Source organism: Pseudomonas sp. PvP100, from assembly GCF_017833055.1.
In the GTDB taxonomy this organism is placed as follows: domain Bacteria; phylum Pseudomonadota; class Gammaproteobacteria; order Pseudomonadales; family Pseudomonadaceae; genus Aquipseudomonas; species Aquipseudomonas syringae.
This window is the reverse complement of record NZ_JAFIBO010000001.1, coordinates 4,404,276-4,425,000: the sequence shown is the minus strand read 5'-3', so window position 1 is coordinate 4,425,000 and position 20,725 is coordinate 4,404,276. Positions and strand designations below refer to the sequence as shown.

At 58.6% G+C, this 20,725-nt stretch carries 12 protein-coding genes, 3 rRNA genes and 1 pseudogene (1 of these 16 running past the window's edge); 6 read left to right on the top strand and 10 right to left on the bottom strand.

What is annotated here, in order from left to right; genetic code table 11:
* The 3 genes from JOE39_RS18995 to rrf (JOE39_RS18985) all read left to right on the top strand — a co-directional run.
* Window positions 1-2,070: ribosomal RNA gene (locus JOE39_RS18995) — 23S ribosomal RNA — on the top strand (it extends 824 nt beyond the left edge of the window).
* A 158-nt stretch (window positions 2,071-2,228) separates the two neighbouring features.
* Window positions 2,229-2,344 (top strand): 5S ribosomal RNA (gene rrf, locus JOE39_RS18990).
* 107 nt (window positions 2,345-2,451) lie between these two features.
* Window positions 2,452-2,567: ribosomal RNA gene (rrf, locus tag JOE39_RS18985) — 5S ribosomal RNA — on the top strand.
* Window positions 2,568-2,684: 117 nt separating this feature from the next.
* On the opposite strand, the gene JOE39_RS18980 is transcribed toward rrf (JOE39_RS18985), so the two are convergent.
* From JOE39_RS18980 to JOE39_RS18950, 7 genes and pseudogenes are all read right to left on the bottom strand, one after another.
* Window positions 2,685-3,164, bottom strand: coding sequence for an SRPBCC family protein (locus JOE39_RS18980; protein ID WP_003384661.1), 480 nt, complete (start codon window positions 3,162-3,164; stop codon window positions 2,685-2,687).
* 32 nt (window positions 3,165-3,196) lie between these two features.
* Entirely contained in the window at window positions 3,197-6,643 is a 3,447-nt protein-coding gene (locus JOE39_RS18975) for a non-ribosomal peptide synthetase (RefSeq protein WP_057445188.1), read from the bottom strand.
* Complete coding sequence (locus JOE39_RS18970) at window positions 6,640-7,587, bottom strand: diiron oxygenase (protein ID WP_057445186.1); 948 nt, start codon at window positions 7,585-7,587, stop codon at window positions 6,640-6,642. Before JOE39_RS18970 ends, JOE39_RS18975 begins: the two co-directional genes overlap by 4 nt.
* 42 nt (window positions 7,588-7,629) lie before the next feature.
* Complete coding sequence (locus JOE39_RS18965) at window positions 7,630-8,406, bottom strand: DUF3050 domain-containing protein (protein ID WP_004415199.1); 777 nt, start codon at window positions 8,404-8,406, stop codon at window positions 7,630-7,632.
* Between the two features lie 813 nt (window positions 8,407-9,219).
* Window positions 9,220-9,957, bottom strand: a complete 738-nt coding sequence (locus JOE39_RS18960) for a GntR family transcriptional regulator (RefSeq protein WP_003343737.1) — start codon at window positions 9,955-9,957, stop codon at window positions 9,220-9,222.
* Between the two features lie 318 nt (window positions 9,958-10,275).
* Window positions 10,276-11,283 (bottom strand): annotated as a pseudogene (locus JOE39_RS18955) (aldo/keto reductase).
* A 20-nt stretch (window positions 11,284-11,303) separates the two neighbouring features.
* Window positions 11,304-11,993, bottom strand: a complete 690-nt coding sequence (locus JOE39_RS18950) for an HAD-IA family hydrolase (RefSeq protein ID WP_016569314.1) — start codon at window positions 11,991-11,993, stop codon at window positions 11,304-11,306.
* A gap of 275 nt (window positions 11,994-12,268) precedes the next feature.
* Here JOE39_RS18950 and JOE39_RS18945 point away from each other — a divergent pair, with 275 nt between their 5' ends.
* Window positions 12,269-13,750, top strand: a complete 1,482-nt coding sequence (locus JOE39_RS18945; protein ID WP_017279061.1) for a YdgA family protein — start codon at window positions 12,269-12,271, stop codon at window positions 13,748-13,750.
* Between the two features lie 61 nt (window positions 13,751-13,811).
* Here JOE39_RS18945 and JOE39_RS18940 read toward each other — a convergent pair whose 3' ends face one another.
* Complete coding sequence (locus JOE39_RS18940) at window positions 13,812-15,830, bottom strand: FIST N-terminal domain-containing protein (RefSeq protein ID WP_210078454.1); 2,019 nt, start codon at window positions 15,828-15,830, stop codon at window positions 13,812-13,814.
* 121 nt (window positions 15,831-15,951) lie between these two features.
* Window positions 15,952-16,752 carry a mechanosensitive ion channel family protein gene (locus JOE39_RS18935; RefSeq protein WP_004404877.1) on the bottom strand — a complete coding sequence of 267 codons (801 nt, stop codon included), beginning with the start codon at window positions 16,750-16,752 and terminating at the stop codon, window positions 15,952-15,954.
* Between the two features lie 244 nt (window positions 16,753-16,996).
* On the opposite strand from JOE39_RS18935, the gene JOE39_RS18930 reads away from it, so the two are divergent.
* A complete protein-coding gene (locus JOE39_RS18930) occupies window positions 16,997-17,479 on the top strand; it encodes a cell division protein (protein WP_134943284.1) in 483 nt (160 codons plus the stop codon).
* Window positions 17,472-19,919 carry a PEP-utilizing enzyme gene (locus JOE39_RS18925; RefSeq protein WP_210078456.1) on the top strand — a complete coding sequence of 816 codons (2,448 nt, stop codon included), beginning with the start codon at window positions 17,472-17,474 and terminating at the stop codon, window positions 19,917-19,919. Before JOE39_RS18930 ends, JOE39_RS18925 begins: the two co-directional genes overlap by 8 nt.
* 77 nt (window positions 19,920-19,996) lie before the next feature.
* Here the strand turns inward: JOE39_RS18925 and JOE39_RS18920 are convergent, their stop codons facing one another.
* Window positions 19,997-20,425, bottom strand: a complete 429-nt coding sequence (locus JOE39_RS18920; RefSeq protein WP_003424322.1) for a DUF2628 domain-containing protein — start codon at window positions 20,423-20,425, stop codon at window positions 19,997-19,999.
* Window positions 20,426-20,725 lie beyond the last annotated feature (300 nt).

Below are 20,725 nucleotides of genomic sequence, written 5' to 3'. Positions count from 1 at the left end.
GCGCCTCATGTATCACTGTAGGGGGTAGAGCACTGTTTCGGCTAGGGGGTCATCCCGACTTACCAAACCGATGCAAACTCCGAATACCTACAAGTGCCGAGCATGGGAGACACACGGCGGGTGCTAACGTCCGTCGTGAAAAGGGAAACAACCCAGACCGTCAGCTAAGGTCCCAAAGTCATGGTTAAGTGGGAAACGATGTGGGAAGGCTTAGACAGCTAGGAGGTTGGCTTAGAAGCAGCCACCCTTTAAAGAAAGCGTAATAGCTCACTAGTCGAGTCGGCCTGCGCGGAAGATGTAACGGGGCTCAAACCATGCACCGAAGCTACGGGTATCATCTTTTGATGATGCGGTAGAGGAGCGTTCTGTAAGCCTGTGAAGGTGAGTTGAGAAGCTTGCTGGAGGTATCAGAAGTGCGAATGCTGACATGAGTAACGACAATGGGTGTGAAAAACACCCACGCCGAAAGACCAAGGTTTCCTGCGCAACGTTAATCGACGCAGGGTTAGTCGGTCCCTAAGGCGAGGCTGAAAAGCGTAGTCGATGGAAAACAGGTTAATATTCCTGTACTTCTGGTTATTGCGATGGAGGGACGGAGAAGGCTAGGCCAGCCTGGCGTTGGTTGTCCAGGTTTAAGGTGGTAGGCTGAGATCTTAGGTAAATCCGGGATCTTAAGGCCGAGAGCTGATGACGAGTGTTCTTTTAGAACACGAAGTGGTTGATGCCATGCTTCCAAGAAAAGCTTCTAAGCTTCAGGTAACCAGGAACCGTACCCCAAACCGACACAGGTGGTTGGGTAGAGAATACCAAGGCGCTTGAGAGAACTCGGGTGAAGGAACTAGGCAAAATGGCACCGTAACTTCGGGAGAAGGTGCGCCGGTGGAGGTGAAGCATTTACTGCGTAAGCCCCTGCCGGTCGAAGATACCAGGCCGCTGCGACTGTTTATTAAAAACACAGCACTCTGCAAACACGAAAGTGGACGTATAGGGTGTGACGCCTGCCCGGTGCCGGAAGGTTAATTGATGGGGTTAGCGCAAGCGAAGCTCTTGATCGAAGCCCCGGTAAACGGCGGCCGTAACTATAACGGTCCTAAGGTAGCGAAATTCCTTGTCGGGTAAGTTCCGACCTGCACGAATGGCGTAACGATGGCGGCGCTGTCTCCACCCGAGACTCAGTGAAATTGAAATCGCTGTGAAGATGCAGTGTATCCGCGGCTAGACGGAAAGACCCCGTGAACCTTTACTATAGCTTTGCACTGGACTTTGAATTTGCTTGTGTAGGATAGGTGGGAGGCTTTGAAGCGTGGACGCCAGTCTGCGTGGAGCCAACCTTGAAATACCACCCTGGCAACTTTGAGGTTCTAACTCAGGTCCGTTATCCGGATCGAGGACAGTGTATGGTGGGTAGTTTGACTGGGGCGGTCTCCTCCTAAAGAGTAACGGAGGAGTACGAAGGTGCGCTCAGACCGGTCGGAAATCGGTCGTAGAGTATAAAGGCAAAAGCGCGCTTGACTGCGAGACAGACACGTCGAGCAGGTACGAAAGTAGGTCTTAGTGATCCGGTGGTTCTGTATGGAAGGGCCATCGCTCAACGGATAAAAGGTACTCCGGGGATAACAGGCTGATACCGCCCAAGAGTTCATATCGACGGCGGTGTTTGGCACCTCGATGTCGGCTCATCACATCCTGGGGCTGAAGCCGGTCCCAAGGGTATGGCTGTTCGCCATTTAAAGTGGTACGCGAGCTGGGTTTAGAACGTCGTGAGACAGTTCGGTCCCTATCTGCCGTGGACGTTTGAGATTTGAGAGGGGCTGCTCCTAGTACGAGAGGACCGGAGTGGACGAACCTCTGGTGTTCCGGTTGTCACGCCAGTGGCATTGCCGGGTAGCTATGTTCGGAAAAGATAACCGCTGAAAGCATCTAAGCGGGAAACTTGCCTCAAGATGAGATCTCACTGGAACCTTGAGTTCCCTAAAGGGCCGTCGAAGACTACGACGTTGATAGGTTGGGTGTGTAAGCGCTGTGAGGCGTTGAGCTAACCAATACTAATTGCCCGTGAGGCTTGACCATATAACACCCAAGCAATTTGCGTCGAACGACCAGATTGCGGTGATTGTGAAGATGACACGAACCGAAAGTTTGCGTCACGAACGACACCTGAAACAGCTTGCTATCACATACCCTATTTGCTGAAGCGCGCCGTACGGCACGATTCGGTACCCGAATTTCTTGACGACCATAGAGCATTGGAACCACCTGATCCCATCCCGAACTCAGTAGTGAAACGATGTATCGCCGATGGTAGTGTGGGGTTTCCCCATGTGAGAGTAGGTCATCGTCAAGATTAAATTCCAGAAACCCTCATCGCTTACGCGTTGAGGGTTTTTGTTTAAGTAGAAGTCACCAAAATTCGCTGGAACGTTACCTGCTAACGGATCGGCAACAGAATTTCTTGACGACCATAGAGCATTGGAACCACCTGATCCCATCCCGAACTCAGCAGTGAAACGATGTATCGCCGATGGTAGTGTGGGGTTTCCCCATGTGAGAGTAGGTCATCGTCAAGATTGAATTCCGAAACCCCTCATCGCTTACGCGATGAGGGGTTTTGTCGTTATGGGTCATCAAATAAAGAAGCCCGCTCGGGCATTTGCTCCGAGCGGGCTGCTGTGATGCAGCGTCAATCAGCCAAACAGGCTGCGCACGTTACTCATTGCGCCATCTGCAAACCCCTGAAGAAACGCCTCGAATGCATCCCCCTCAGGCCCTCCCTCAACAGGGTCGGCAACAATCGTCCAGCTGGCGATGCAGGTATCGCCATCACCACTGGCTTCAACGGTCATTGCCGCCCACAGATTGCTGACTGGCAAGCTGGTGTGGATCAGTGACCAGGTCATATAAAGCGCCTGATCGTCCCTGGAGTTCAGTTGTTCGATGGCCACATTGCCATCCTTGAACAGCTTGTTGCGAACCGAGCCCGGACCTTCGCCAGTGACCTCAATGCTCTCCAGCGCCGGTATGAATGCCTGGAAGCCGCCGAAGTTGCCAACGACAGCCCACACGCTGGCCGCGTCACCGGAGACGTCCACGGTGGACACCACTCGGCACGCCACCGGGTTCTTGATAAGGGTGTCGGGTTTCAGATTGCTGTGAAGTGTGTTCATGTCGTTCTCCATTTATCTCAGTGGGTAATGGCTCAGATGAAGTCGATTTCTTTCAGGTAATCGCAGCCCCTGCGCAACAACGCCGGAGTTTTTTGCGGGTACTGTTCGCCCATGCGACGAATGCCGTTCAGGGTGTTGCGGTGCTCGATCATCGAGATGTCGCCGATGTCTTCTTCAAACCCGTCGAGGTAGAACCCCAGCACGCCAAACAGCGCGTTCTGGCTGTCGACGCGCCGGAGTTGCGCCTGCCATTGCTCGACGCTGACCAACTCGAACTGACGCCCTGCCTCGCGGAAGGCGTACACGTAGTCGCTCCAGCTCAAGGGCTCGGGGTTATGCAGATTGAACACCGCGTGTTCTGGCTGATAACGGCTGGCATGGAAGCCGATGAAGCGCGCCAGAAAGTCCACCGGCATCAGGTCGAAGTTGATGGCGAATGCCGGAACCTGACCCAATTGCAGCGAACCCTTGAGCATCAGCATCAAGCGGTTTTTCTGTGGCTGACACACACCGGTAACGCTGTTGAAGGCGATGTTGCCGGGGCGATAGATGTTTACCCAGGCACCTTGGTCCCGGGCACATTGCAGGATGCGCTCAGCCACCCACTTGGAGAGGTTGTAGCCGTTCTTGATGTAGATCGGCGGGGTCGCGGCAGCGGGTTGTTCAAGCACATTGCCGGCGGCATCGATGGCACTGCAGGCTGACAGCGTCGAAACGAAATTGAAGACCTTTTTACGGCGCCCCTCACACAGCTTGAGGCATTCAAAAACCGGGGCCACATTGTCTTTGATCAGGGTTTCATAGTCCTGAACATGGTTCACATTGGCAGCGTTGTGCACCAATGCACCAAACTCGAGATCCAGTCGTTCATACACGGCTTCACTGAGCCCCAACCGAGGCTTGGTCAGGTCTGCGGGATAGACCTTCACGCGACTCAGGTCAAGGTGATCCAGGCGGTTTTGCCGCAGGGCATGTTCGAAGCGCTGCTGCGCGCTTTGTCCAGAAGTCTCGCGCACCAGGCAGGTGATCTCGGTTGCCCCCCAGTCGAGCAGCGCTTCGACGATATGCACACCCAGGAAGCCGTTGGCACCCGTGACAATCACCTTATGAACATCACCCATTCTGCTGACAGGCAATGTAGCCAGCTGAAAGTCCGGGTTCGCATCCCGCAGGGCCTGAGCACTGAGGACTCCGGTAGAAGTGCCGTCACTGTCGATCAGGCTGGCGAGTGTCAGCACGGTAGGTGCTTCGATAAAACGATTGATGGGAATACTGCGCCCGAAGCGTTCACGAACGCCCAGCAACAGGCGCGACAGCAGGATCGAGTGGCCTCCGAGATTGAAAAAGCTTTCATCAGTCGAGATGTCGTCTGGCGGCAGTTCCAACAGCTCGCCCCATAGCTCCAGCAGCGCCCGTTCCTGCTCAGTCTCGGGTTGGCGACGAGTGTGCTGCCCGATAAAGCTCAGTGGTATTTCCAGAAGCGCTTTGCGATCGACCTTGCCGTTGCTGGCGAACGGCATGCCGGGCAACATCGTGTAGACGGCGGGATGCATGTAATCAGGCAACAGGCGTTGTACATGCGCCTTTAACGCCTGTTCGTCATGCTCAAGATACGGTTGAGCGAGAAACGCCAGAATTCGCCGCTGCCTGTCGATCACCACGGCGACCTGTCGATACAGCCCGCTGTCGCGCAGGCAATGCTCGATCTCTTCCGGCTCGACCCGAAAACCGCGAATCTTCACCTGATTATCACGGCGTCCGCTGAGGACGATGCCGTCAGCCGTCCACTTGGCCATGTCGCCGGTACGGTAGGCACGCATCAGTTGCCCATCCGGTTTCGTCAGCCACACATAACGCTCGGCGGTAAGCTCGGGGTTGTTTACATAGCCCAGGCACACACCGGGTCCGACGATGTACAGCTCCCCTTGAGTCTGCTCGGCCACGGGCTGCAGTTGCTCGTCCAGAATCCACGCCTGGCTGTTAGCGATCGGTCGGCCCAGATGCCGGTTGCTGCTGGACGAAGCGAACTCGCAGGCGGTAACCAACACTGTGGCTTCGGTGGGGCCGTACAGGTTGTGGAAATGACATTGGCCGGTGAGTTGCGCAATCACATGCGGCTCACAGACGTCGCCTCCGGTCATGACATGCTCAAGCCCCAGCGGCTGATCCAGCGGCAGGATGCTCAACAGCGCCGGAGGCAGGAATGCATGGGTGATGCCTTGTTGCAGCACGCGGACCAACTGCAACGGATCACGCCGCTGGTCTTCATCGGGCACCACCAGTTCGGCGCCACTGAGCCAGGTGGGAAAAATGTCGATGATCGACGAGTCGAAACTCAGCGTAGAGAATTGCAGCACCCGGCTGTGTTCGTTCAGGCTCACATGCTCGGCATACCAGGCGGTGAAGTGGCTGAGATTACGCTGGCTGAGCAATACGCCTTTCGGCTGCCCGGTGGTGCCCGACGTGTACAGCGCCATGCAGGGCGCATCCTGATCGGCAGCGGCGCATGTATGCGCTGAAGCTACGTCCTCGACAGGCACCGCCGCGATATCCAGCGCCGGAAACTCCGCAGCCGCCAGCGGGTGCGTGCCATCGTGCAGCAACAGCATCGCCCCCGAGTTTTCCAGAATGTACTGCTGACGCTGCACAGGCTGGCCGGGATCAAGCGGCAGGTACACCGCACCGCAACCCAGAATCGCGAGGATGCCGGCATACAGCTCGGCTGACTTGCGCAGGCAGATACCAATCACCGGAGGTGCGTCGGCTTTCGCGTGCGCCAGCAATGGCCGCAGCAAGCGCTGGATAGCCAGGCTGTGCGCGTGCAGTTGCCGATAGCTGAGCGTCTGGTTGCGAATGGTCAATGCAGGGCGTTCGGCAAACGTCAGCAGCGCCTGCTCCAGCCGCTCGGTGATGGGTGTTTCGGCCAGTTTCAGCAGGTGCGGTTGATCCGTCTGATTCAGGCGATGCTCGAACAGCAATTGATCAATCGCCTGCAAGCCATGCTGTCGATCACTCTGGGCCGATGTGACGCTTGTCAGACCGTTGAAATAGTCGTCTTCTCTGGATAACCGGCTGATCTGCAATGTCGCCAGATCCACCATGGCTGCGACAGTGGCATCCCGCAGTACGCGCCCGTTGCCTGATTCCTCGACCGGCAGCCACTCACGAACGATCAAGCGTCGAGCCTGGGCAGCGCCATGCCAGCACAGCAGCTCCAGCCGAGGTAACCCGTACTCCAGCGCATTGCCGAAACCGACCCGAAGGCGCAGATGCGTGCAGTGGCCGAACGCACTCAGGTGTTCCTGGGACAGGTACAGGCTGCCGTCTTCGATCAGCACGCCGCCATCAGGCATCGTCACCGCGTCCAGCGCCTGCTGATCAGACAGATGCCGCACGCCATGCCCGTGGTCCAGCAGCTCGGCATTCAGTTCACTCAAGGTCAGGCTGTGACCGATGAGCACAATCTCCAGGCGCTTCATTGCAGCGTCCCCTGCGCAGGCAGATAGTCCGCCAGCGCACGCTGTACACAAGGATCGTCCAGCATCGAGCTGTTCTTGAAGAAACGCACGATGTTGGCCACCAGTGGGTGATGGCGGTTGACTGGAAAACTCACTGCCCTGGTCTCTTCCCTGAGCGCGTGCTTGATGGTGTCCGGCACCTGCAGATGGTCGATCAGGGTGAAGTCGAAGCCATTCTGAATATCGTTGGTCAGGTATTGAGCGATGAAAACCGGCATGATGCGGGCGATGGATTCCCGGTCCTGTTGGGGAGCGGTGTGCCAGTAGATGCGTACCAGCCGCGCCCAGAAGCCCGAGTGACGCCCCTCGTCCAGCAAGTGGTCGGCCATCAGCCCCTTGACCGATTGCTTGACCGATTCGTCCTTGGCGAACGCCGCCACGTCATTGGTCACGGTGTTCTCCGCGATGGCGACACAGATCAGCTCCACTGCGCTGCGTAGATGCTCGGGGGCCAGAGCCAGTGCGGCGGGAATGGCCCGGCTGAGTTCAATCTCGTCCGGCAACTGGATAGGTTCTATGCCCGTCAGGGCGATGGTCTGTTGCATGAAGTCCATCGCGACCAGTGCGTGATAGTCCTCATCGACCACCACCGTCATCGCGTCATAGCGACAGGCAAACGGGAAGCGAATCGTGAAGTGGTCCTTGGCGATACTGCGCGCGGTCCTGTCAACGATCTCGGTCTCGAAGATCACCACATCATTGATGAACTTGTAGAGGCTCTGCACCAGCGCGTAATCGCGCAAATGCGCACACTCGCGGGTGAACGTGTCGCTGAGCACCAGCGGTTGGCGGCTGAGGGGGTAGATCAGTTTGTCATCGTTCTCGACCATCCTGCGTGGGCGAGTCCGAATGGTGGCGCGACCTTCCCACGCATCGATGAACGACATGTAGTCTTCTGCTTTCATGATGGCTTCCTTGTAAAGGCTTCAGGGTGTTGCGGGCGGGTCTTACGCGCTGGCCTGCACGAGCGGCGTTCGCATGCTCAGGCGCAGCGTGTCCCATAGCTGGACCCTGCTTTCCACAGCGGCGATGGCTGTCTGATAAACCTCTCGCTCGCGCTGCGCGTCGTCGGCAACCAGACGAGCCAGCAACTGCTCTGCTGCCGGACCGTGGTCCTCGGCGTCCACTTCGATGTGGCGTTCCAGGTAGTAGCGGAAGGTGGGTGCCTGGTGGGCGGTGATGCCCCAGTCATCGAGTATGGTCTGGAACATCTGCGGGATGACGCTCTCGCGTCCATGCAGAAAGGCCGCAGCAACGCTGTGTGCCGGCGCATGCAGGGCGATATCGAGCGTGTGTGTCACGAATGCCGTCGCCGCTTGCCCCGCGTCGACGTGTTGCAGTGCGGTTGTGTAACGCATGCCCTGTCTCTGCAGTTCGATGAAGCGCTCGATCTGTACCGTGCTCGCGCCAATCTCGCGCATCGCATCCAGGTACAGTTCGAAATGGCTGTAATGACCCGCGCCCAGTCGGTCATCGGACTCCTCACCCAGTACGATCTCGTTGATCAGGCGGGCAGCGGAAGCGTCTGTCGGCGGCAGCCACGGCAATTGGGTGCAGGTCAGCTCCTGTTGCAGGCGCTTGGTCAGCGACATGAAATCCCAGACGGCGAATACATGGGTCTCCATAAAGCGCCGGAGTACATCCAATGTCGTGATTTCTGCAAAGATCGGATGACGACCAAGTTCAACTTTCTTATGTGCGAGTCGTGTTTTTTCACAAGGCATAGTGACGGTCCTATTGAAAGAGGGCGGTAAGTAGCGCTGCAGTTTTCTACGATATAAACGTGTCGACAGTGCCGCGATAAAACGCAATGAAATGCCGGGTTAGAGGCGAACTCAGGCCTGAGTGTGAGGGGCCTGTTCGCCGCAAACACGCATCGGTTATTTCAATTCGAGACACCCTGTCGCGTTGGCTTTCCGAGCGCTGGCCCTTGTATATCGAGAGGTCTAGCCCGGTAAGCCGCGACATCACTGACGACGAAGAAAACTTAAAACAAACTTATCAAGGGCTGCAATCATTTTTTTAATAATATTTAATGAGCCGTTTTTTAAGCATGTAAGTTGCCATATAAAACGTGGTGAATACGTTTTACAGGCGCGCAGACAACCCTCCCGACTGATTAAGCCAGAATTATTAATAATGAGCGAATGCCTCGCCCAGCGTTGCCGATGTGCTGAATAATCAGGGTTCTGGTTTTTTTAATGGGCGAAGTTGGAAATGACTTCCAATGTCTGTGTGCCCCGTTCAACAACTCCTTATCCATTGAGTTCAGATGAACAGAGAACCGCTCCGATCCTGCGCGAGCCGTTCAGCCGTAGCCAGGGAACATCCTCCGGTTGGTTTCCTCAGCGCCACGGTCGAGTTTGCCTTATTCCGACGTTGGGCCATCCGGCAGATCAGGAAAATAGCGATAAAAACGCCATGCCGAGGTTGAGCCTGGCAATGTATCGAGGAGGTGTGAAGAGGAGGGCGGGAGGTGCAAGCGGCCAATCCGCAGACGTTGAGTCATCGCCTGCTGGATAGACCGTCTTGATGATTCAGGCGGGGTTTTTCTTCGCTGTGCGGGTCGGCTTGGCCTTGGTGGCCTTTTTGCTGGTCAGGTATTGAGTGACGGCTTGAACACCACGGTTGAGGTGATGCTGCAGTGCTTCGACACAGGGTTCGATCGCCTTCTGCTCGGCGAGCCGCAACAGCTGCCAATGGTCATCCTGAGAGAGCTTCCCCAGGCCCATGTCAGAAAGATTGAAACGCAGGAAGCGTTCTTCTTCGTTCAGGCCTTCTTCAACCAGACGCATGAGACGCTTGTTGTGGGTCTTGGCATACAGCGAGAGGTGGAACATCCGATTGAGTCTGCCGATCTGGCCGAAATCCGTCTCGACCTCAAGCTGCTCGATATAGCCCTTCGCCGTCGCCAGATCATCGGCGTCCAGCAATGGTATAGAAAGGCGCAACGCCTCGGACTCCAGGAGAATGCGCAAGGCATAGGCATCCACCGCGTCTTCGGTGATCAACGGTGCGACCACCGCGCCCTTGTGCGTCTCGACACGCAGCAGCGACTGCGCCTCGAGCTGGCGCAGTGCTTCGCGCACAGGCATGCGGCTGACGCCAAACAGCGTTGCCAGTTCCTGTTGGCGCAATGCCGTGCCGCTTGGCAGGCTGCCATCGATAATGGCGTTTCGCAGCTTTTCTTCAATCACGGTTCTGGCAAGGTGCGCCGGAGGCTGCTCATTGCCCAGTACGGAGCCCAGAAAGGCTTCTCTATCTGATTTGCGCATTGACCTACTTCTTCATCAACCCTGGCTGGACAACGTCCAATTAATCGCTTTGTTGCCGACAGACTAGCCAAGACTTGGCAGTCCGTCGCGAAAATACAAACATCATTATGTTTAGCGGCGAGCGCAGGACCGCGCTGCAGCCCGGCGAGCTCGACAAAATACGCGTCTATCTTAGCGCTCATCGACCTTACGTACCGAGTTCGCATTCATAGGTAACAGGAGTTTCACGTATTGTTTTTATGACATTGCGCTCTGAAACGACCGTTCCAGAGCGCAACAGTGACATGCTCGCGGCATAAGGCCGCAGGCGTGATCGTCTCAGCGCGTCAGGCGGCCGGAGACGAAGTGCTGAACGTCATTGAAGCCTGGCGTCGATGCATGGCCGGGTGTCACCAGCGAATCGATGAACGCTTCGTCTTCAGCGGTGATCTCCACCGTGAGTGCCTTGGTATAACCGTCCCACTGCTGCTCGGTCCTTGGTCCGACGATGGCTGAGGTCACGGCCTGATTGTTGAGCACCCAGGCAATGGCGAACTCGACAATGCCAACGCCTTTGTCCTGCACATACGCCTGAATTCGCTGCGCGATACGCAACGACTCCGTGCGCCATTCGGTTTCCAGCAGCCGCTTGTCCTGACGTCCGGCACGGCTCTCGCTGTCGGGAGCGATGTCCGGGGCGTACTTACCGCTGAGCACACCGCGGGCGAGCGGGCTGTAGGGCACGACGCCCAGGCCATGGTGTGTGGCAGCGGTGATCTGCTCGACCTCAGCCTGGCGGTTGACGATGTTGTACAGCGGCTGGCTGATGACTGGCTTGTCGACGCCCAGGCGTTGCGCGACGTTGACGATTTCGGCAATTCGCCAGCCGCGGAAGTTCGACACGCCCCAGTAGCGGATCTTGCCCTGCCGGATCAGATCGCCAATCGCCGACACCGTCACTTCCAGCGGCGTGTCGTGATCTTCCTAGTGCAGGTAATAGATATCCACATAGTCGGTATCCAGTCGCCGCAGGCTGTTCTCGATGGCATTGAACATGTGCTTGCGATTCAGGCCGGCCCGGTTGGGCACGCCGTCGGCCGGGCCGATGGCGACCTTGGTGGCCAGCACCCAGTCACTGCGCTGTGCCGCGATGGCCCGACCGACGATTTCCTCCGAGCGCCCGGCGTTGTAGACATCCGCCGTGTCGATGAAATTGATGCCCTGATCCCTGGCCTTGTCGATGATACGCAGCGACTCTTCGGCGCCGGTCTGCTCACCGAACATCATCGAGCCGAGTGTCAGTGCGGAAACCTTGAGGCCGGACTGGCCAAGGGTTCGATAATTCATGCTCAGCATCTCCTTGTTATTCAGGCGAGCTCAGGCAACCCCCACGCCGTGAGCGGGAAGTCGGCCAGCGAGCCCAGCAGCAGGTCCGCATGCTCGTACTGCTCGACCGGCATGTGCGAGTCCGGCACGGCCACGGCGTACATCCCGGCAGCCTTGGCAGCGGTCACACCGAACGGCGAGTCTTCGAAGACCAGGCAGTCGGCGGGCGAGACGCCAAGACGGCGGGCGGCGACCAGAAAGATGTCCGGGGCCGGCTTGGCAGCACCGACTTCCGGGTCGTCGGCGGTGACGACGGTGTCGAACAGTTCGAACCATGCGCGGTGCAGGGTGGTCTTGGCCTTGAAGTAATGCACCGACGAGCTGGTGCCCACGGCGATCGGAATATTATGCGCAGCCAGATGGCGGACCAGCGCTTCGGCACCGGGCATGGCTGCGGCGCGCGGGAAACGCTCTTCAAGCATGGGCTCCCTGACTTCGAGAAACTCGTCGATCGACATTGGCAGCTCCAGCGCCTTGATCACGTAGTCCGAGAAGTCCCGGGCACCACGGCCAATGGTGTGCTGCTTGACCGACCAATCGAAGGTGCGACCGTGGCGACTGGCAATCAAGTGGGTGACTTCGGTGTAAACGCCCTCGGTGTCCAGCAACAGGCCATCCATGTCGAAAATGACGGCCTTGATCGGACCTCGTTGTTTTTGCTGCTCGCTCATGTGATCACGTCCTGTTCGCAAATTCGTTTCAGCCTAACGTTTCCGGGAAGGCTGTGGCTAGGGTCTGTTTCAAAACCTTTCCACAGGATTGGCGTGCGCAACAAAAGGCACAAGGCCATGTCCAACGCGCCTACGGAACGGCGACGCGCCCACAGAAATGGCCATGAAGGCTGGGCTCACGGGATCCGCCGATGATAGTCTCTCGCGGCTTTCAATCGGCGCTGCCGGTCCCGGTACGACTTTCCCATCATCAGAACGGATATCTTTACGTCACTATGAATAAATCAGCAGGTATAGCGATTGGCGTCATCGTCGTAGCGGGCGCACTGGCTACGGCCGGTGCCTGGTACACCGGCAATCAACTGGAAGGCGCGCTGAACGACTCGATCAGCAAGACCAATCAGGAACTGGCCAAGTCGTTCAAAGGCACGGACACCAGCGTCAAGCTGGAAATGCTCTCGCTCGACAAGCACTTCTTCAGCAGCACGGCGCACTACCGCGTCGACATCCAGAACCTGTCCGATAGCACCCAGGGCGGCCAGTTTCTGTTCGTCGACCATATCGAGCACGGCCCCATTCCGCTGTCGCATCTGAAGACCCTGAACCTGCTGCCGGTCATGGCCCTGAGCAATTTCCAGATGGAAAAAAGCCCCAGCGCCGAGAAATGGTTCGCCATGAGCAAGGATGTGCCACCGCTCACGGGCCAGGCCAGCATCGGCTATGACCGCGCCACCAAAGGCACGCTGCAGATGGCCCCGCTGGAAATGACCGACGTCGACGGCACGTTCCGTTTTTCAGGTCTGGACCTGAATGCCGAGTCCTCGGCCAATGCGGAAAAATTCACCCTTGCGGGCAACATGGACAATCTGCAACTCAATGTCGCGTCGCCTGACGGCCCGGTCAGTATCGAAATCAAAGGCATGACCTTCGACACGGGTGGTACCAAAGGCAAGTCCGGTTTCTATCTGGGCCACACCAACATGAAAATCCAGAACGCGGGTTTCCAGGTGGTGGGCAAGCCACAGGTACAGATCCGCGATTTCACCAATACCAACCTGGTGCAGGAAGATGCCGGTAACCTGGCAGCCCAGATCAACTACGATGCCGGCATGATTGCCTACGCGGGCAAGGACGTCGGTTCTGCGCACATGGGCTTCAAGATCGCCAATTTCGATGTGCTGGCGACTCAGGCGCTGTATCAGTTGTATCAGGATAAAATCCTGCCTCAGCAGCAGGAGGCCGCGCAGGAGAAACGTCCGTTCCGCCTGGAGCTGAGCCCGGCTGATCAGGAGCTGATGAACACCCAGATGAAAACGCTGCTGGCAGCCAAACCGCACATCGAGCTGGAAAAACTCTCGCTCAAGACCAGCAACGGTGAAAGCCACATGCGTATCGCCGTGGACCTGGCCGATCCAGGCCCGCTCGATCAGCCTTCCGATGCGCTGCTCATGAAGAGCCTGGGCGAAGTCAACGCCAAGGTCGTCCTGTCCAAACCGATGATTCGCGATCTCGCGACCCAGCAAGCCATGCGTGAAGGCCAGACCGACCTCAAGGTCATCGCCGATCAGGCCAAGGCCGCTGGCGACATGGCCAGTGCCATGGCCGAGATGATGCAACTGGCCAAGGTCGACGGCGACAACATCGTCTCCGACCTGCATTACGCCAACCAGATGGTCGACTTCAATGGCCAGAAAATGACCGTGCAGCAGTTCATGAGCAACGTCATGGGCAAGGTCGGCGTGCTGGGTAACCAGTAAGCCGCCTGTAACACGGTCTGCTGTCAGGACGGGCCATTTGCCGTCCTGACAGCAGGCGCTGCTACTGAGTCAGGCCGCGCAGGGTGTCCGCCAGTTGCCGGGTACGCTGCGAGGTGCCCGCCGTCATGTCGCTGGAGCCTTCCAGTTCCGACAGCAGCCCCGTCAGCGTTCCGACCTCAAGGGACTGTTCCTCGATGTGCTGCGCCACCTTGCGAATTTCCTCGGCCAGACGCTCGATATCGGTGCCGATGTCGTTGGCGTTCTGCGACGTCTTCTGCGCAAGCTGGCGTACCTCATCGGCCACCACTGCAAAGCCACGTCCCATTTCGCCCGCCCGTGCAGCCTCGATGGCGGCGTTGAGCGCCAGCAGGTTGGTCTGCCCGGCGATCTGCTGGATCATCTGCACCACCGACTGAATGCGCAGGCTGGATTTGGCCAGCTCCCGCGAGCCCAGCACCACCTCGTCCGCCTGACTGACCAGGCTTTTGACGGTATTGCCCGCTTTGTCGATAACCGTTTCCTGCTGGGTGATGGTTTGCGACAGCTCGTCCATCGAAACATGCAGCTCGCCAGAGTAGTGGCGCAACTGAGCGGCGATTTCTTCCTGATCATGATGGGCCTTGACCAGCACATCGCCCAGGTCGCTCAGGCCACCGAACACCGGGCGGATCTGCTCGTCCAGACCGCTCGGGTCAATGGTTTGCACGAAGTTGCGCTGCTTAAACTGATCGATCTGCTTGACCACCACATGGCTCAGACCGGCCAGCTTCTTGATCTGCCGACGCAGAAAGAAGGCCTTGAACTCGCCGTAATAGGCGATGAAGTTATCGATGTAGTCGTCGCGGAACGGCTGCCCTTCGGGCACTTTGAAGAAGAACACGGCGGTGAGCGTCTGGTTGAGGTTCAACCCCAGAATCTCGCCAAAGGTCGAGAAGCCCACCACCGGCGTTGCACCGAACACGTCATTCATCCGGCCCAGTTCACTGCCGTTGTTCAGGCGCCGCAGGATGCAGTCGCTCAACAGGCCGAGCAGCGGCTTTCCGGACTTGCCCTGCAGAAAGCGCGCGAAGTCCTTGCGCGTGGTGTCGATCATGGATGTTCGTTTGACCATCACCAGCTCTTCGCCGGGCGCCACGTCGCAGAACAGGTGAACCCGCTCGCTTTCATAATCAATGCGCGCAATCGAACGCACAAACAGCTCCTCGCCTACCCGGATGGCGAACGAATACTGCGCCAGCTTGCCCTCCAGCTCATGCCGCTCGCACTTGAGCGCGTCACACAGCGCCGCAACCATCGTGGTGATCTCGCCTCTGGCATTGACCACCTGGCTGATGTAACGCTCCTCCAGGGAGGCCGTCAGCACGCTCAGGCTCAATGTCGTCGGCTCGAAGTTCTGGCTCTTGAAGACGCCGAAGCGCACGTTTTTCGCGCTCTTGAGAAACACCACCTGGGCATGATTTTCGTAGCTGCGTTTGCCGTCGTGAATCAAGGTCTTCTTGAAGTCGCCTTTGCCACCCGCAGAACCGCCGACGAACAGGCACGGAAAGCGCCCGGACTCATACAGCGCTTCCATGAAGAACGACTCCGACGCCGACAGCCCGTCGAACGTGACGTAGGCCAGCGTATCGCGGTGGTCGATGGGGGTGTTGATCTGCGTGCGCTTGATCGAATCGGTCAGGCGCGCAATGCGCTCACGCATCGACAGTCGCTTGCCCGCGCCGCGAATGTCTTCGCTGTGCAGCGGAATGTGCACCACCTCCGCACTCTTGATGACGCTTGAGTCGAACAGCGCGAGGACGATCCGGTCCCACTGGTTATCCGCCGCGCAGTACAGCGAATCATTGCCCGAGCACAGTTCGCCTGACGTTGTGCACAGGCTGATCTTCGCGTTGGGAAAGCGCGCAGCGACAGACTTGGCCACCTGATCGAAGTCGACGTGCGGCGAAACGAAACCGGTCAGATAGACCGGATCGAAGCTCAGCGCAGACAGCTTGGCGTTCAATTCTCGGGCGGACGTAATGACACTGATGGCGCCTTCGGTCCGCGATGTGCCGGCCCGAAAACGAGATAAAAGGCTCATGGTTAAACCCGTAAAGATAAAAAAGCAGAGGCCACGCGGAATATGGACCGATCCTTATTGATCGGCTGCCAACAGGTTCGGGTGAGCTTGAAGGGCGATGAATTTTGCCTATGCGTGCCGCTCAGGACAGGTGCAGCATCAACGCTCTGATGAGGGCAAGCGTCTGGCGATGCACTGAATCATAGTGATCATTGTGGCAATAGGGCCGTACTGACAAGGTGATGGAGTCGGCTGTCGCAGAGGACAGGTGCACATCGACCGCAGGGCTGCTCAGTACGTTGGGGAGGCGGGCTATCTGATCCTTGAGACGCGGGATGATCTTCTGCTCGTCGGCGCTGCCGGGCAATATCGCGGTCAGTTCGACACTGCGAAAGGCATTGCTGGAAAAATTGACGATCGTGTCAGAGAAGATCTTGTTGTTGCCCACCAGATTCAGCACGTTTTCCGGAGTGTTGATCGACGTAACGAACAAACCGATTTCGACCACAGTTCCGGTCACGCCCGCCGCCGATATCAGATCGCCGACCTTGAAGGGCCGCAGCACGATGATGAAACCACCCGCGGCCAGATTGGCCAGCAAACCCGACCAGGCCATGCCGATCGCCAGCGCCACGGCCGCCAGCAGTGCTGCGAAGCTGGTGGTCTCGATGCCGCAATAGCTCAGAATGGCGATCACCAGAATGATATTCAGCGTCACCGTGATGAACGAGCCGACATAGCGCAGGACCGTCGGATCAAACCGCTGCCGCGTCAGCGAGCGCTGCGCCATCCTGACCAGCACACCGATCAGCCAGCGGCCGACAATCCACAGCAACGCTGCGATCACCAACCTCAAAACAACAGTCGCTCCGTATTGCAGAACGATAGTGAACAGCGAGTTGATTCCGTCAGTGCCAATATTGATGACATTCAGCGCATCCATCACCGCTACTCCCGACTGCAGGGCTCGCCCGGCAGATGGCCTGACGAGCGGAGCCGTACATTGAAGGGCAAAGCGGGTTGGTGGCTACTGGTAGTTATGACTGGAGGCAAAGGGCCTTTACGGTGTCACGCGCAGCAGCGGCCAGCATCCACAGTGAATCGAGCGGGAGGCAAGGGCGGCGGTATTAAGCCTGATGAGTTATCGCTAAACTCGCCACCTCACAAGGACGACTCAAGGACCTGGTATGCCGCTCTCTTCTGACACCCTGCGCCGTACGCTGGTGACCTGGCTGTATGCCGTCGCAGTTGCGCATGTGCTGGGCAGTCTGGTGTTCACCTGGGCAGGCTTTTCCGGCTTGCTCGATGGCTATCTGACTAGCCTCGAGCAGGCGTTCTGGACCGAGGCGGTTCCCGCCGCTGCCCGCGCGCAACAGGTCTGGTGGATGGCGCTGTTTGGCGCAACCTTGCAAACGTACTCCGTGTACATGCTGGCGCTGGTGCACTTGGGCAATCGCCTGAAAAGCGCCATGCCCTGGGGTTGGCTGATTGCGGGCCTGCTGCTGTGGGCGCCTCAGGACATCCTGATTTCCGTACGTGGGGGCGTCTGGTCGCATGTGTGGCTCGATCTGGCAGCGCTGCTGGCCTTGTTGCCGCCGCTGATCTGGCTGTATCGCTATGATCGTCGCACTTCGGCTGTCCACTCGTCGAAGGAGCCTCGTCATGTCTGACCTGCCGCTGCTGTATCTGCTGGCGGGCAACGGCAGCAGTGCCGAATGGTGGGACGACGCGCTGCCGCATTTTCAGCAGCATCAGGTCGTGCCGCTGGAGCTGCCAGGCTTCGGCAACAATCCTCAGCCACCCTGCGAAGACCTCGCCGCCTACGCCGATGCGCTGTTGGCGGCGACCGTGAAGGGCAGCGCCATCGTCGCTGTGGGGGTCAATGCCTTGCTGGTCATGCATGCTTTGCAGCGCCAGCCCGGACACTTCTGCAGAAGCGTGCTGCTGGCCCCGGTGGGGGCTTTTCTGTGGCAGCGGCGCTTGCCTGCGCTGATGTCGCCGCTGCCCATTCGCAAGACCATTCACTGGCTGCTGGCCAACAAGCCCACACTGTTTGCGCACAAGTTTTCCAGGCAGAGCTGGCCTGCCGCGCACTACCAGCGCATGGGTTCCGGTTACGCTCGCTGCCGTGCTTTCGTGCCGTATTGGGACCTGTTGCGGGCCGACACCGCGCTGCCGCTGCTGGAGTGGGTGCAGGATCCGATAGAGCTGGTCTGGGGCGATCAGGACAAGGTCCTGGGCATCGAGCAGGCAGCCGCGTGGTCGGCCATTCTGGCGCGTGCCGACCTGACCATCAGCCTCAAACCGGGCTGGGGTCACTACCCGTGGATCGACGCACCGGCAGAGTTTGCGCAGTGGCTGGAGTCGGGCGAGCGTGGGTTCGTTGCGCACACCAAAGGCGGCCGTCTGCGTCTGGCGGCCATTGCCGGGCAACCGGTGCCCGAGGCACTGTCTCTGGAACAGGGCGGTGACTCGGCCTTGCCCGCGTTTCTGGCCCGTCAGCCTGACGCTATCTGGGCCGTGCGCTCGTCCAGCTTCGGTGAGGATCAGGCCGATGCGGCCAATGCCGGTCTGAGCAGCACTTTTCTTCGCGAGCCCAGCCAAAACGTACCCGCGCGTGTCGCAGAGCTACACAGCGCTGGCGTCGAAGAGGTGGTGGTACAGCGCTTCATCACGCCGGTGCTTTCCGGCATCGCTTTCGTGCGTCACCTGTCGGTCGAGCTGGAGTGGGTGGAAGGGCACCTGGAGTCGCTGGCCGACGGTCAGGCAAGCCCTGAGCGAGCGATCGTTTCCCGCCTCGGCGCGGCCTGGAGCAGCGGCGACTTCACGCCATCCCACGGTTTGACTGAGGAGGCGCTCTGGGACTTCCTGCAGGGCGTTCTGCGCGTATTCCACTACGTGCCGGGCGACGTCGAGTGGGCCTGGGATGGCCGCCAGCTGTGGCTGCTGCAGTACCGCCCGATCAGTGACTACGGCTGGCGCCGTCACCTGACCGCCGCCAATATTGCGGAGATCCTGCCGCCACAGCCCAGCAGACTGGTCGAGTACGCACAGCGGCGTGCCGCAGGCAGCATCCCGGCGATCATGGCGCGTTGGGATTCACGCGTGTTGCAGGACAACGAGCCATTTTCCGCACTGTTTGGCGCAGCTTCCTACATCAACAACGACCTGTTTCTCGCACGTCTGGCTGACTGGGGCATCGCCTCCAGCAGCTACGCCGATGAGGTCGGCGGCGCGACCCCGCATCTGCCGTGGCGCCCGCTGCGTCTGCTGCGCTCGTTACCCGTGTTTCTGCGGATGCAGCGTGTCGCGCGCGGCCACTTGTTGACCCTTGAAAAGCAACTGCACCGCTTCGACCGAGAGCTGCATGCCCTTACGGCCCAAGGTGCTGACGGCCAGCAATTGGCTGACTGGTTCACCCGTTTCTACGTATTCGTCGTGCAAGGCAACCTGTGCATCGCCACCTCGCTGGCCAGCAGCGGCGGAGACCTGCTGGGACGTCCGCCGACCGCTTACGACGATCTGGAGCACTGCCCGCACCGGCTGCCTTGGGAAACCGATCCCGCGACCCCGCGCCCTGCCGCCACTGACCTGCCTTTACAGGCCTTCCCGACCTGGCCGTGTTTCATTCGCATCGCCCACCGCGCAGGCCTGCCGGGCATGCGCGGCTACTACCTGCAAGTGCGCGAGTGGTATCGCGACAACCTGATGCGCCTGTTCTTCCGCCTGCATCACGCCATGCCCGGCGCCGACCGGGAACACTGGTTTGCGCCCCATCCAGACATTCGCAGCCGTGCCGGCAGCTTCTGGCAGGACGGCCGCGAAGGCACCGAGCAGGCCACCGGCTTCATGATTTATCCTGGCCAGGTCCAGGGCATTCTGGGTGACGACATCCTGCTGGAAGACACCCTCGACCCCGGACGCCACGCGCACTACCAGAACGCCCGCGCGGTGATCGCGCGCATGGGCGGACGTCTCTCGCATGGCTCGACATTGCTGCGTGAACTGCGCAAACCCTCGGCCGTGCTGCCGCAGGTTGATCTGGCGTGGGTGGGGCGCGAAGTGCTGTATGTGGATGGGGAGTTGAGGCTGGTGGAAGGGAGGGCATAAAGCCCGAGGGGAGTTATCCACAGCCAACCCGCACGCTTATTGAGCGGTGCGGGTGCTCAGCTGGCTACATCTGCGGGTCAGAGGCGCATGCCTTTGAACGGGTTCCAGCCTTGCTCGCCTTTCACTTCCTTGAGGTAGTAGGAGTAGTTGGCCGTCAGGGCGTACATCAGAGAAAACACGACGTTCAAGCCGGTGCCCAATGCTGCCGGAACCTCCATTCCGAGGATCCCGAAAAGCAGCGCTATAACGATGTTGACCGCGATAATGACGCCGATCAGCGCCAGATTTTTCTTCCACAGACCCAGCACGAAGAAGTAAATCGGACCGAAGAAAAACGCGATGATGTTAGCGCAGACAAGCAACTTCTTCTTGAAGTCAGGCAGCGCGTTCACTGCCGGCTTGAAGCGTGGATCGTTCGGCGCACCATACGTCTCGAAAAAATTGAAACGCTCTTGCCACTTGGCGCTGTGCTGGCCAGTGCTTTGGGTCTGATCTGTCGTGCTCATGGTTCTATTCCTTGTGTTCCGTGGGGTGACGTTTTCTTCCGGGAAATCCTGTATCTCTGACGTTGCTGCTTTTGTGATCGGCGAGCGATTGTATGAAGTTTCCAGGTGGCGTACTACGCAATTGCGCCCCGAGCTCTTCATGCCCGCCTCGACAAGGTATAGCCAAACGCTTACACGCGGTGGAGGGATTTGGCCATTTCCGATCTGGTCCTTCCTCCGTAGTATTGGATCCATCAAGTGGTGAACAGGAGTTCACCAGGATCAAGGATGATCGACCATCGCCTCGGAGGCAGCCGACAG

What these genes read in the sequence shown, in the direction of transcription:
- JOE39_RS18970 (WP_057445186.1), bottom strand. Translation starts at nt 7,587, where the DNA reads ATGAAAGCAGAAGACTACATGTCGTTCATCGATGCGTGGGAAGGTCGC.
- JOE39_RS18935 (WP_004404877.1), bottom strand. Translation starts at nt 16,752, where the DNA reads ATGGATGCGCTGAATGTCATCAATATTGGCACTGACGGAATCAACTCG.
- JOE39_RS18950 (WP_016569314.1), bottom strand. Translation starts at nt 11,993, where the DNA reads ATGAGCGAGCAGCAAAAACAACGAGGTCCGATCAAGGCCGTCATTTTC.
- JOE39_RS18925 (WP_210078456.1), top strand. Translation starts at nt 17,472, where the DNA reads ATGTCTGACCTGCCGCTGCTGTATCTGCTGGCGGGCAACGGCAGCAGT.
- JOE39_RS18940 (WP_210078454.1), bottom strand. Translation starts at nt 15,830, where the DNA reads ATGAGCCTTTTATCTCGTTTTCGGGCCGGCACATCGCGGACCGAAGGC.
- JOE39_RS18945 (WP_017279061.1), top strand. Translation starts at nt 12,269, where the DNA reads ATGAATAAATCAGCAGGTATAGCGATTGGCGTCATCGTCGTAGCGGGC.
- JOE39_RS18980 (WP_003384661.1), bottom strand. Translation starts at nt 3,164, where the DNA reads ATGAACACACTTCACAGCAATCTGAAACCCGACACCCTTATCAAGAAC.
- JOE39_RS18930 (WP_134943284.1), top strand. Translation starts at nt 16,997, where the DNA reads ATGCCGCTCTCTTCTGACACCCTGCGCCGTACGCTGGTGACCTGGCTG.
- JOE39_RS18975 (WP_057445188.1), bottom strand. Translation starts at nt 6,643, where the DNA reads ATGAAGCGCCTGGAGATTGTGCTCATCGGTCACAGCCTGACCTTGAGT.
- JOE39_RS18965 (WP_004415199.1), bottom strand. Translation starts at nt 8,406, where the DNA reads ATGCCTTGTGAAAAAACACGACTCGCACATAAGAAAGTTGAACTTGGT.
- JOE39_RS18960 (WP_003343737.1), bottom strand. Translation starts at nt 9,957, where the DNA reads ATGCGCAAATCAGATAGAGAAGCCTTTCTGGGCTCCGTACTGGGCAAT.
- JOE39_RS18920 (WP_003424322.1), bottom strand. Translation starts at nt 20,425, where the DNA reads ATGAGCACGACAGATCAGACCCAAAGCACTGGCCAGCACAGCGCCAAG.